Source organism: Pseudoduganella sp. GW821-FHT05F09, assembly GCF_059419605.1.
The window spans coordinates 193,289-206,280 of record NZ_JBWKSD010000002.1; the positions used below are offsets into that span (position 1 = coordinate 193,289).

The 12,992-nt window shown below is 67.1% G+C and carries 7 protein-coding genes; all 7 read right to left on the bottom strand.

Annotated elements, in window-relative coordinates:
- Positions 1 to 32: 32 nt before the first annotated feature.
- The 7 genes from AC07S4_RS06025 to cpaB all read right to left on the bottom strand — a co-directional run bounded on the left by AC07S4_RS06025 (position 33) and on the right by cpaB (position 12,991).
- Positions 33 to 5,135, bottom strand: coding sequence for a DUF6765 family protein (locus AC07S4_RS06025; protein WP_494985777.1), 5,103 nt, complete (start codon positions 5,133 to 5,135; stop codon positions 33 to 35).
- Between the two features lie 5 nt (positions 5,136 to 5,140).
- Positions 5,141 to 6,757 (bottom strand): DUF192 domain-containing protein, encoded by a 1,617-nt coding sequence (locus tag AC07S4_RS06030; RefSeq protein ID WP_494985778.1) that lies wholly within the window; start codon positions 6,755 to 6,757, stop codon positions 5,141 to 5,143.
- 3 nt (positions 6,758 to 6,760) lie between these two features.
- Positions 6,761 to 7,693 (bottom strand): type II secretion system F family protein, encoded by a 933-nt coding sequence (locus tag AC07S4_RS06035; protein ID WP_494985779.1) that lies wholly within the window; start codon positions 7,691 to 7,693, stop codon positions 6,761 to 6,763.
- Positions 7,694 to 7,703: 10 nt separating this feature from the next.
- Positions 7,704 to 8,567 (bottom strand): type II secretion system F family protein, encoded by an 864-nt coding sequence (locus tag AC07S4_RS06040; RefSeq protein WP_494985780.1) that lies wholly within the window; start codon positions 8,565 to 8,567, stop codon positions 7,704 to 7,706.
- The gene (locus AC07S4_RS06045; RefSeq protein ID WP_494985781.1) at positions 8,564 to 10,429 is read right to left on the bottom strand and encodes a TadA family conjugal transfer-associated ATPase; all 1,866 of its coding nucleotides are present in this window, start codon (positions 10,427 to 10,429) and stop codon (positions 8,564 to 8,566) included. The genes AC07S4_RS06040 and AC07S4_RS06045 overlap by 4 nt, the downstream gene beginning before the upstream one ends.
- Positions 10,430 to 10,431: 2 nt before the next feature.
- Positions 10,432 to 11,985 (bottom strand): type II and III secretion system protein family protein, encoded by a 1,554-nt coding sequence (locus AC07S4_RS06050; RefSeq protein ID WP_494985782.1) that lies wholly within the window; start codon positions 11,983 to 11,985, stop codon positions 10,432 to 10,434.
- A gap of 61 nt (positions 11,986 to 12,046) precedes the next feature.
- Positions 12,047 to 12,991 carry a Flp pilus assembly protein CpaB gene (gene cpaB / locus AC07S4_RS06055; protein ID WP_494985783.1) on the bottom strand — a complete coding sequence of 315 codons (945 nt, stop codon included), beginning with the start codon at positions 12,989 to 12,991 and terminating at the stop codon, positions 12,047 to 12,049.
- Position 12,992 lies beyond the last annotated feature (1 nt).

Consider the following 12,992-nt stretch of genomic DNA (forward strand, 5'->3'; position numbering starts at 1 on the left):
GTATTGTTAGCACTTGATGGAACTTCTTTCACCTATTGGCACTTGGTAGGCAAGATGGTTCCCGCGTACTTGACTTGGTCCAGCGGCTTGCCATCCTGATCGCACAGGAAGCGATTTCTGTTGTCTTTACCCTTGCCGCTGTCGTATATCGTTTCCGAATTATCGCTTAACCAATCCACACCCTCGATACCCCACGCTGTCAGTTGCCCTTGCAGAAGCTTGATCTTTTCACTGGTCTTCGGATGTTCGGGATCATATCCATCCCCCTCGTTTTCCGCTATTGCATTAAATTTCTTGAGCAGGGCTTCAATGTCGCTGAAAGAATGCGCAGTCCCCTCCTGTGCTCTAAAGGCCGCCAGCTTGGCAAGCACCTCTTTTTCCATCTGTAGGGTACGCTCCTCGTTGTGATTCCAGTTCATCGCGCCAGGCAAGGGAATAGCCGACCAGTGGTTGTACGTGTAGTCCGGATTACTTCCATACCCGCCGTGTCCCAAGCCGACATTCAGCGGGAACGGGTTGTTGTTTGAGTCGCGGTGAGCAAACGTATCCTCGAATGAGTGCAGATACTCACCCATAAACTGCAATTGCGAACACCGCGTATTTTCAAGATTGCTGGCCTGCCCCACGGCCGTCACGGCGGCATACAAATGCTTGAGTTGCTCGTTCTCTGGAATGTTGGCATACGCTGCGCTGCCCGGCGGCGAACCGTAGTCGCTCACGCCGCCTTTCACCAGGCCGGTGGCGACGTCGATTTTGGACGGCACCATGGTGAAGTGGTAGCTCAGCAGGCGCGCGCGGTGCGCGTCCGAGACGCCGGTGTCGAGGTTCAGCGGCTTGGTGTCCGGATTGTCGTCCACGTATTGCGCCGCCAGCGCCAGCACCTGCGCCTCCTCCACGCTGACGCCTGCGGCGATGGCAAGGAAGAAGTTCATGTAGTAGTGGATATCGCTCTGGTACAGCCCCAGCGGATCGACGTTGGACAGCGGGTTGGCGCCCACGTACAGGTAGGGATTCATGCCGCCCTCGATGCCCATCGGATCGGGCGTGGTGTAGCGGCCCAGTTGCGGATCGTAGTCGCGGTAGTAATTGTGGTTCAATCCGGTTTCGGCGTCGTACACCTGGCCGGGCAAGCGCAGATTCATTTCGAAGGGGCGGCCCTTCGCGCCGCCGGCCGCATGCAGCACGCGCGCCTGCCCGAAGGGCGTGGTGCTGGCCTGCCACACGACGCGCTGGGCGCTGTCGGTCACCGCCTGTGGCGTGCCCAGGTGATCGCCGTGAATGGCGTAGATGCTGGCCTCGCTGTCGCTCGGGTCCGGCCCGGCCGGGCCGATCAGCCCATTGAGCGTGGCCATCACGCGCCAGGCGCGGTGCAGCACGCCGTCGTTGGGCGCCAATTCTATCTTCGCCACCGGCTTGCCGTTCAGGTACACATAGTGCGCGGTGATGCGGCCTTGCGCATCGGCCTCGGCGGCCAGGCGCTGGCCGCGATACAGGCTGTATGTGGTCTGCGGCGTGCGGACGCCGCCCGCCCCCGCGGTGAATACCGTCTTGGCGATGCGCTCGCCCTGGCTGTTGTAGTAGTAGCGCACCAGCGCTTGCTGCTGGGCGCCGTACACCGCCACGGGGCGGCGCGCGCTGTTGTATTCAATCCTCCGGCGCGGTTCGCGCAGCAAATCCGCCGCAGGACGAAGCGGCGATGAACCGCCCGCGAACTGCACCATGGGCACGCCGGTGGCGTGGTACAGCCAGGCGCTCACGCCCTGCTGCGTTGCCCCCGCCACCGCCGCGTCGGTCTGTCCCACCAGCCGGTTGCTGCCAGCCTGATAAATGTACTGGCGCGTACCGGTCTCCTGCGCGTCATGCGGCGCGGCCAGCGCGGTGCGGATCACGCGTGGCGCGTCCAGGCTGGTGGTCTGCGACGTGCGGTTGCCACCGGGGTCGTAAGCAAAGCGCGTGACGGCCCCGTCGCCCTGCTCGACGCGTGTCAGCCGGTCCAGCGCATCGTAGCCGTAGCGCTCCTTGCGCGCAGCGGAGGGCTGTCCTGCCAGCCCTGCCCGCTCCCGCTCAATGCCAACCAGGCGCTGTGCCTCGTCGTAGTGGTTGACCTGGCGGTACACGGTGCGCGGACCGGCTGCGGACGGGCTGCCGAACCAGCTTGCCGCTCGGGCGAGCCAGCCTTGCGGCGCTGCCGCACCCTGCGTCACCGCGCTCAGCCCGGCAACGCGGCCATGCGCGTCAACACTGAACTGCTGGCGCACCCCGTTGGCCATGGTGTAGGCGCGCAGGCCGCCCGCCAGCGTCTGTTCGATCTCGCCGACAACAGCCTTGCCGTCGAATAGTACCTCGCGCAACTGCCCGCCGGCCGCATAGCGGTAGCCCAGCTGGTGCCCGTCGGGCAGCGTCTGTGCCAGCAGGCGGCCCGCTTCGTCATACTTGCTGCCGGTGACAAAGTTCAGGCCTTGCCCCGCCTTGTCTTCCGGATTCGCCAGCCAGCGCTGCTCGCGCAATATCTGGCCGAACGCGTCGTAGACATAGCTGGTGCGCTCAAGCGTGCGCTGTTCCTTGCCGCCGCTGGCGGAAGTGGTTTCAGCCAGGCGCCAGCCTTCGTAGCGGTAGCGGACCAGGTCAGTCTGCTGGTCCCTGCCCAGCGCCACCAGGCGCCCCGCATGGTCGTAGCGGTAGCGCGTGGCGCTAAGGCTGTCGTCGATGCGCGCCAGCACATGGCCGGCCTGGTCGTACATGAAGAGCGTAACGCCACGGTCGGTATTCGCTTCCATGACCTTGCGGCCGAAATCGTCGTAGCGGCGCTCCGTCGCCACGCCGTTGGCGTCCGTGATCTTGACGGCGCTGCCATGGGCATCGTAGGCCAGCCGCACGCTGGCCGCTTCCGGCGTGTTGGCGGCATTGGTGCGCACGGTCAGCATGCCGTTTTCGTCGTATTCGAAGCGCGTGGCGGCGCCCAGCGCGTTGCTCAACTCGGCCACCTGGCCCTGGCTGGTGTATTCGCTGCGGCCGCGCCGGCCGGCGATATCGCTCAGCGATTCGAGCCTGCCCGCCTGATCGTAGGCGTAGCCCACCGCGCCCAGCGCCCTGGCCGGCGCCAGGTCGCCGTCGGCAAAGCGCGCCTCGGCGGACGTGCGGCCTTCGCTGTCCTGCACCGTCACCACGCGGCTGCCATCCGGCATGACACGCGACACCAGCCTCCCTGCCTGGTCGTATTCGAAGCGGGCCGGCAGGCCGCCCGGCTGCGTGGCGGCAAGCAGCCTGCCCTGTCCATCGTAGCGATAGTGCCAGACGCGTTCCAGGCGCGTGGCCGGGTCAGGCGCGCCGTTCTTCATCAGCACCGCTTCAATACGGACTTCCTCGGCCTGCCCGCGCCAGTTGTTGCGCAGCGCAATGGTATGCATGGCGTGGCCGTCGCTGCGGCGTATGCGCACGGGACGCAGTGCCTCGTCGCGCTCCAGCACTTCGCTGGTTTCGCCTCCGGGCAGCGTGACGCGCGACAGCAGCTGCGTCGCCGCCACATATTCGTAGCGCGTGATGTCGCTATTGGCCGGTCCCGGAGCCTGCACCGCGTTCGGCAGCGGGCCGTCGGCTTCGGTACGCTTGCCGTGCGCGTCGTACTGATAGTGCATGGTTCGGCTGATGGCCTGCGCCGCCGCTTTACCGTCGTAGGTGGGCATAAAGCCGTCCTGCCGGATCTCCAGCGGCTGGCCGGCCGCGCGGTAACTGACCCGGGTAATGTACTCACGCCCCGGCACCACGCTGGGCCGCGCGATCAGCGCAGGCGCGGTGAACGTGCCGACGCTGTACTCGTAGCGCACCTGCCGCTGCGGCGCACCGGGCCTGCCGTTGCGATAGACCACCTTGTTCAGCGCCAGCGGGCGGCCATAATGGTCCAGTTCGGCGCGCAGGCTCAGCAACGGCTGGCCGCTCTGATCCAGCTGCGTGGTTTCGTTGAGCCGACCCAGCTTGTCATAGCCGTAGCGCACATTGCTCTCGCCGCACAGCGCGCAGCCGGGGCCGCGCACTTCCAGCAGGCGGAAGGCGTCGCCGATGATCTTGTGCTTGTAGACGGTGCGCTGGCCCTGGCTGTTGGTGATGGTGGTCTGGCCGCCCTGGCTGTAGTCCAGCGTGACCTTGTCGACGCCGTTGGCGTGCGTAGACAGCACCGCCTTGCCGTTTTCGTCGTAGCCGAAGGTGGCGTAGCGCTGCGCTTCCGTCTTGCCCGCTTCGATGAAGCTGATGCCGGTCAAATAAGTCGGGCGCAGCACGTCTTCGTACTGGTATGCGCGGCCCGCCCCTGCCGCAGTAGCCGACGCCGAGGGGTAGCGCACCCGCACCAGATTGGCCAGCACACTGTTCTTGGGCGCGCTGGCGCCCTTGGGCATGGCGCTGCCGTATTCATAAACGAAGCGCCCCACCGGCGTGCTGATGGACTGCACGCCGCGGAAGCGGTCGCCGCGCGCCACGCTTTCGCGGTCCAGGTAGCTCAGGCGCAGGCTGCGGCCTTGCGGGTCGGTGACCTTCACCAGCAGTCCGTGCGGATCGTACAGCAGGGTCAGTACTTCGCCGCCGGGAGCCTGGATGCGGTTCAGCTTTCCGCGCTGGTCGAAGGTGAGCTGGCGGCCGTCGGTCCAGGTCCAGACGTACTGTTCGCGTCCGCGCGCACCGGAAATCGCCAGCGTGCCGTTGGCCGGATCGGCGCTGGCGCACAGGCTGGGGTTGAGCAGGTCGCGGCTGAAGATCAGGCGGCTGCCGTCGGCCTGCATGATCTGCACGGTGCTGTCGAAGGCGTACAGCTCGGTCTCGTAGGACAGCTTCCAGCCGCGTCCCACGCTGCCCGGCGCCATATTGGCTGCGCTCAAGCTGCTGTTGTAGTGGCGCACTATCTCCAGGCCCAGCACGCCGGGCAGCGCGGGCATGTCGGTCTCGCGTTGGTACTTGTTGCCGCTGATGACGTTGATCGGATTGCCCGCGCCAACGTTGACCGAGGCCGCGCTCTGGCTGGCAGGTGCGGCCGTGCCCAGGTCGCAGGTCTGGCCTGAGCCGCCGGGGCCGCAGGCATAGGCCGGGCCGCCGGCCAGGACCAGCAGCGCGGAGGCCAGCACGCTTTGGGAGATGGATTTCATCATGTTGTTCATGTTTTCGGTTTTACTTTCACCACCACGCGCCGGTTCGGCGCGAGGCAGGCTTGCAGCGCGGCGCCGGTGGCGGGCTGGCAGGCCGACAGTTCCTTGACGAAGTCGGTCGCGCCCGCGCCCACCACGTTCACCTTGTCCGCCTTGATGCCTTTCGCGGCCAGGTAGTCGTACACGGCTTGCGCGCGGGCCTTGGACAGAGCCAGGTTGTGCGCGTCGTTGCCCAGCGGGTCGGCGTAGCCGGTCACGGTCAGCGTGTCGATCTGCGTGTTGCCAATGTTGGCGACCAGCTGGTCGAGGATGTCCTTGCCGTCCTGCGTGAGCGTGGACTGGTCGAAGCCGAACAGGGTGTCCGAGCCCAGCGTGGCGGTGGAGGCGGCAGGACAGGTGCCGCCGTCGCCCGGGGTTGGGGTGGGCGTGGTGCAGCCGCCCAGCGGGCAGTCCGGCGGATCGTTCGGGTTCGTTGGACCCGGCGGATCGCCCGGATCGGTCGGATTGCCGTTGTTGCCGGCGCCGGGGATGGAAATCGGGTTTTCAGGCTCGATGGCGTCGCTTTGCATCTGCATCGTCACATGGCTGACCACGGGAATGCGGCCGTCCTGTATCAGCTTGCTGCGGAAGGCGTCAGTGCCGTTGTCCTGCCATTTCAGGTAGGCGGTGTAGATGCTGCCGACGATAGGCACCTTGGGCTTCACGCCCTGCATCACGCGCAGCTTGATCAGGTTGGCGTCCTGTATGGTCTCGCCCGAGCTGGCCCCCAGGGCCTGGCCCTTGAACGCCTGGCTGCTGTTCGGGATCACGCGCTTGCCCTGGGTATTGAGCTTGGCCTGCAAGGCGGGATCGTTGAAGTCCGCGAAGGCTTCCTTGGTCGGATTGATCATGGTGATCTGCACATTGCCCGCCATGTCGGCCTTGGCGCGCGCCAGCGCCTCGGCCAGCTCGGTGGCGTTCTGGCCGCCGCCGTACAGCGGGATCAGCGCCTGCGCATAAGCGTCTTCGATCTTGCCCAGCTTGGCGTTGGCCACGCTGCCCGCGCGCGCGGCCATGAAGCTGGCCTGGTTAAGCTGGCTCTTGGTGAAGAACAGCAGGCTGTATTGCGTCACGCCCAGGCCCAGCACGGTGAGCACCGGCGCGGCAATGGCGAATTCCAGCACCGCGATGCCGCGCTGGCCGGCCCGGCGCGGCGCAGGAACGGCTGCGGACCGCGCCGCCGCGCTGCCATCCAGCAGCGGGTGTTGCAGGCGGTCGCCGGGCGCGATGTTCCAGCGCGCCACGCTGCCCGCCGCCAGCTCCAAAGTGTGCGCCGCGCGCGGATGGCGCTGGCCGGCCGCGTCGCGCCCGGCGTGGCCCATGCTGGCGCTCCAGGGATGCAGCGCGGGCACGCAGCGCGTCACCACGCCTTGCGCGTCCAGGTACACCACGTCGATGGCAAAACGCATGAAGGCGGTATGCACGCTGGGGCAGCCCGTCAGCAGCAGGCCCTGGTTGCGCGGCAGCGCCTTGCGCAGCATCAGGCCCATGAAACGGCTCCAGAAGCGCTGCGCCACCTGCACGCCCAGGCGATGGACGCCGCTGCGGGTATGCAGGCTGGCGCCGGGGGAAAGAGAATCACTCATGGTTCAGGTTCCAGGATGGAGCAGCTTCATCGCGATCGGGAAAAACAGGACGACGAAGGTGCAGGGAAAAATGAAGACGAGCAGCGGGAACAGCATCTTCACCGGCGCTTCCATGGCCAGCTTCTCGGCGCGCTGGAAGCGCTCGGCGCGGCGCTGGTCGGCCTGCGCGCGCAGCACCGGCCCCAGGTTCATGCCCATGCGTTCGGCCTGGATCACGGCGGTGATGAAGTGCGACACATTGGGCTCGTTCAGGCGGTCGGCCATGGTGCGCAGCGCCTCGGCGCGCGCCTTGCCGGCCCGCATGTCGCGCAGCACGCGCTGGATCTCGTCGCGCAGCACGCCGCGCGGCCCCTTGGCCACGGCCTGCTGCAGCGCGCCTTGCAGGTTCAGGCCCGCTTCCACGCACAGCGTGATGATGTCGAGGTAGAACGGCAGCGACTTGAGCAGCTCGCTGGTGCGGCGCTTGAGCAGGTCGTTCAGCCAGATGCCGGGGAACAGCATGCCGATCAAAAAACCAATGGCGCAGGTCCACAGCTGTCCGGTGGCGCCCACGTGCAGCCTGCCCTCCAGCGCGTGCTCCAGGCTGGCCAGGCCCCAGCGCAGCAGCATTGCGCCCACCACGCCGGACACCAGGCGCGCGGCCATGAACTGGCCCGCGCTGAGCGCGTATTCCAGCCCCGCCTTGCGCAGCCGCGCCTGCAGCAGCATATGGCGCCGGGCCGGCACCAGCGGGCCGATGAAGTACGCGATCCAGTGGATGGGCCACCACAGCAGGCGGAAGCCCAGCGGCGGCGGGTCCTTGTACTCGCGGTCCTCGGGCGGCACCTCGGCCAGCGCGCCGCTCAGCAGCCAGGCGCACAGCGCCACGGACAGGCCGGCGGCAACCGCCACGAAGGCGATGACGGCGGTGCTATGTTGGATCAGCAGCGATTCCATGCCGGTCTCCTCACACGTCGATACTGATGATTTTTCGGATGATGAACATGCCCATGGCCTCGAACACCACCACCACCGCCAGCGCCGCCCAGCCCGCCGGCGTGTGCCACAGCATGTCCATCGCGGCCGGCTCCATCTTCGACAGCACCAGGCCAAGACCGATCGGCAGCAGGCCGACCACCCAGGCTTGCAGCTTGCCCTGCGCAGTCAGCGCGCGGATTTTGCCTTCCATTTGCAAGCGGCTGCGGATAGTGCCTGCGGTGCGCTCCAGCGTTTCTGCCAGGCCGCCGCCGGTCTCCGAGGCGATGCGCATGGCCGACACCACCAGCACCGTGGTCTGGGTCGGCATGCGGTGCGCCAGGTTGCTCAGGCTCTGCTCCAGCGTGACGCCGATGCGCTGCTCGCGCAGCATCAGCGCGAACTCCTGGCCCAGCGGCGCGGGCGCCTCGGCCACCAGCTGCGACAGCGCCGAACCGAAGCCCGCGCCGGCGCGCATGCCGCCGGCCAGCATCATCAGCGCGTCCGGCAGCTGGTGCTCGAACTGCAGCATGCGGCGCTGGCGCATGGCCGAATACAGCAGGCGCGGCGCCCACACCAGCATGGCGCAGGCCACCGCCGTGAGGATCACGCTGCCGGTCGCCATCCAGGCCCCCAGCGTGCCGAGCGCCATCAGCGCCATATTGGCGGCGAACAGCTTGCGCGCGTCGATGAACAGGAAGAACTCGCGCACCTGGAACTGCGCGCGCTCGGTGAAGCTGGCGCGGTAGCGCTTCATGGTGGCCGTGCCGACGTCGATGGCGAACCATGCCAGCAAGGCGCCCGACAGCGCGACGACCAGCGTCAGCACCGTGAGGAAAGTGGCGCTGGTGTTCATGCCGAGCGCCTTTCAGCGCGCCGGTCATGGCCGCTGCGGGCCATCCATTCGCGCTCCTGCTGCATACCGGCCAGTTGCGCGGCCGGACGGAAGATGTCCATGCGCAGCTCGTTGCCCATGGCGCGCAGCTCCTCGTAGAAGGTGGGCGCCATGTCGCAGCCGGTGAAGCAGCCCTGCACGCGGCTCACGCCGTGCGCGTCGGCCTTGCCGTAGCCCTGGCCGGCAAAGCGGAACAGCTCCTGCAGCTGGATGCGGCCGCTCTCCATGCCGGTCAGCTCGGTGATGCTGGTGACCTTGCGCGAGCCGCAGGCAAAGCGGGTCTGCTGCACGATAATGTCCACCGCCGACGAGATCTGCTCGCGGATGGCCACCAGCGGCAAGTCCATGCCCGCCATCAGCACCATGGTCTCCAGCCGCGCCAGCGCATCGCGCGGCATATTGGCGTGCAGCGTGGTGAGCGAGCCTTCGTGGCCGGTGTTCATGGCCTGCAGCATGTCGAGCGCCTCGGCGCCCCGGCACTCGCCCACCACGATGCGGTCCGGGCGCATGCGCAGCGTGTTCTTCACCAGGTCGCGTATCAGCACCGCGCCCTTGCCTTCCACGTTGGACGGGCGCGACTCAAGGCTGATCAGGTGTTCATGGTGCAGCTTCAGTTCTGCCGCGTCCTCCACCGTGATGATGCGTTCGCCGGGCGGAATGAAGTTGGACAGGATGTTGAGCAGCGTGGTCTTGCCCGAGCCGGTGCCGCCGGAGACGATGATGTTCTTGCGCGAGCGCACGCACACTTCCAGGAACTCCGCCATGTCCGGACTGATGGCGCCGAAGCGCACCAGGTCCTCCGCGTCCAGCTTGCGCTTGGCGAATTTACGGATGGTGAGCGTGGGGCCTTTCAGCGCCAGCGGCGGGATGATGGCGTTCACGCGCGAGCCGTCGGCCAGGCGCGCATCGACCATGGGCGAGGATTCGTCGATGCGCCGTCCCAGCGGCGCCACGATGCGCTCGATCACGCCCAGCACGGCGCGGTCGCCGGTGAAGGTGAGCGGATGGCGCTGCAAGCGGCCCGCGCGCTCGACGTAGATCTCGTCGTGGCGGTTGACCATGATCTCGCTCACGCTGTCGTCCTCCAGCAGTTCCTCCAGCGGCCCCAGGCCCACGGCCTCGTTGAGCACCTGGCGGCACAGTACGTCGCGGTCCAGCTCGGGCGGAATGTCGGCTTCCAGCTCCTGGCGGATTTCGCGGATCACGCGGCTGGTCTCGGCGCGCAGCTGCGCGTCCGTCATGCTCGACACGTCCTTGCGGCGCAGGTCCATCGTATCAAGCAGGCGCGCGTGCATGCGCTTGCGCCATTCGAATTCCAGTTCCTTGCGGCGCGGGTCTATACCCAGCACCACGGCAAAGCCGGGTTCCTTCTCGGGTTCCGGCTGATGCGCGCGCGCCTGCTCGACAGCGGCATGCGCCCGCTCCGCCTGCAAGCGCGAGGCGTGGATTTCCTCGGTCGCCATGCGGTTGCGGTGCTGCGCCGCGCTGGAGCGCGACTGCGGCGCGGCGGCCTGCACCAGCTCCGGTTCCGGCTCACTGTTCAGTACCCGCAGCCGGTAGGGGCCGATGCCCAGCACGTCGTTCAGGCCGAGAGGTCCATACTGGGACGTGACCCGTTCGCCGTTTACATACAGGCCGCCGTAGGAACCCAGGTCCTGCACCAGCACGCCGCCGGGCGTGCGCAGCAGGCGCGCGTGCTCTTTGCTCACGCGCCAGCCGCCCAGCTTGACGTCGTTCTGCGCCGCCTTGCCGATCAGGCATTCGTCCGGCGCATGCTCCAGGCGCGGCGCGCCGCTACCCTCGGTGATCTCGATTTCCAGCATGGCTATTCCTTCCCTTCAGGCTGCGGCTGCGGCAGCGGCTGGGCTTGTGGCAAATACGCCTTGCCCGCATCGGTGCCCGGCTGCAGCGGGTCGCTCAGATAAGGAGACTTGCCGAGCCGCTCGCCCAGGCGCTGGCCGGTGCGTTCCACGCGGTCCACCAGCCCTTGCGAGCGCGGGTCGACTATGGTCGGCGTAACGAACACCACCAGTTCGGTCTCCTTGTTCTGGAAACGCTTGGAGCGGAACAGCGCGCCGAGGATGGGGATGTCGCCCAGGAAGGGCACCTTGTCCACGTCGTTGCTGCTGTTGCGCTGCAGGAGGCCGGACAGCACAATGGTTTCGCCGGCGCGCACATTGAACTCGGTCTTGGTCTTGCGGCTCAGCAGCGCGGGGCCGCCCAGCGTGGTGATGGAGGAGTCGAGCGAGCTGACTTCGGAATCGATGATGGCGCGGATCACGCCGTTGCGGCCCACCTTGGGTTCGATATCCAGCTTGATGCCGTAGGGCTTGAACACCACCGTCACGCCGTTCACCGACGACACCGAGTAGGGAAACTCGCCGCCGGCCAGGAAGCTGGCCTTGAAGCCGCTGCGGGTGGACAGCTGCGGCTCGGCCAGGATGCTGGCGGTGCCGCTCTGCTCCAGCAGGTTGAGCTGCGCGTTCAGGCCCATATTGATGGCGCTCAGGATGGTGAGCTGCGACGGCAGCGTAATCGGACCGCCGTCGGACGCGCCTATGGGCGCCGGGGCGCTGGACGGCGAGATGATGTTGATCTTGCGTCCGCCCACGTCGCCGCGCCCGCCCGGATACCAGATGCCGCCGATGGCGCCGCCGCCGGTGGGGCTCCACTTCAGCCCCAGTTCGCGCAGTTCGGACTTGGGAAACTCCACCACCTTCACGTCCATCAGCACCATCTGCTCCCAGCCTATGGGGCTGGTGAAGTTGACGATTTGCGGATAGCGCTTGGCCATCTCGGCCACTTTCTCGCGGTCCGAGTCATCCAGCTCATCGCCTTCGACGATGACCTTGTCGCCCACCACCGAGGCGGTGGCGCGGGGGATGCGCTGCAGGAAGCCGGCGATCTCGCGCGCCACGCGGGCCGTCTCGCCCGGCACCACGTTGACGCGGATGCGCTGGTAGCGGCCGTCCTCGTTCCACACGAACAGCGTGGACGTGCCCACGCTGTTACCGAAGATGATGACCTCCTTGTCGTCCAGCGCGTGCGCCGTCATCACCTGGCCGTTGCCGACGGCGATGCGCGCCACGCCCGGGGTGGGGAACACGCGCGACTCGCCGGCGAACAGTTCGATCTCCGGCGCGGCGCCCGCTTCGTGCGCGGGGTCGATGGGCGCGTAAACGGCAGGCTTGGCCTGCTGGCGTTTCGTGGTGGGCTTCAGGTTTTCGATATTGCCCATGCGGGCGGCGCCGGGCGCCTGGGCCTGCACAGGCGCCGCCGCAGGGGCTGCCGCCGCTGGCGCCTGCGGCGCATTGGTTTCCGGGGCTGCGGCCCATGCGGGTGCGGCCAGCACGCCCAACAGTATGAATGCGAGTACCAATGCCAGAGCAAGCAGTGGGAGTAAGTGTTTTATTGTTTTCATTGTTGTTCTAGGTATGTGTTTAATGCACGCCGCCGCCGACCACGGCCACCGGCACCGCTGGAGTAGCATCGCTTTCCTGGGCCGCCTGCGCCGCAGCAGCCGCCGCTCCGCCACGTGGACGCAACCGCATCGCCTCCGGCGTCATGCTGCCCGCGCCGTTGCCGTACAGGACGGGCACAGCGCGGCGTCCGCCCTTGCCCTGCGCGCGCAGCTGGTTCATGCCCAGCAGCGAAGCCAGGTCGTTGGTCTGCGCGCCGATGGGCGTCTGGTCCTGCGGATTGCGCAGCAATGCGGTGAGCTTGCCCACTTCGCGCGCCACGATCAGGTTCTGCGCCTGGGCCGGCGTGGTGTCCAGCGTGACGGTGGAATAGCTGCGCCGCTCGCCGCTTTTCGGATCGTCGATGGAGCGCTGGCCGGTGGCCATCACCTGCATGCGCTGCAGCAGCGGGAAAGTGGACTTCTTGCCGTTCTGCTCGACGGTGATGATCAGGTCGATCAGGTCGCCCGGCTCCAGCATGCCGGAGATCGAATTGATTTCATCGACCGGCACCGTCATGGCGCGGTGGCCGCTCTCCACGCGCGACGAGAACGACGGCGCGCGCTGCGTCTCCATCAGCCCCCACAAAATCATCTCCCCGGCCTTGACCGGGTAGGCCACGGCCTGGCCGTCGATGCGGGCGAAGTCGTCCGGCGTGATGGCCACCGAGTGCGCGTATTCGGACGGCACCTGGCGGATGGCGAGGTTTTCATTGCTCACCTTTTCGCCCTTGGCGATATCCACCTTGGCCACCACCACGGCCGTCATCTGGCCTTTGCCGCGCGCCTCGATGGCGGCCATCTGGCCGCTCAGGAAGCTGCGCGCGGCGAAGGCCGCCAGGCCGCCGATCAGCAGCGCGATACCGAGAACTATCCAGGTCTTGCCGGGCCGGATGCGGCGCAGCGATTCAACGTTGGGCAGCTTCATG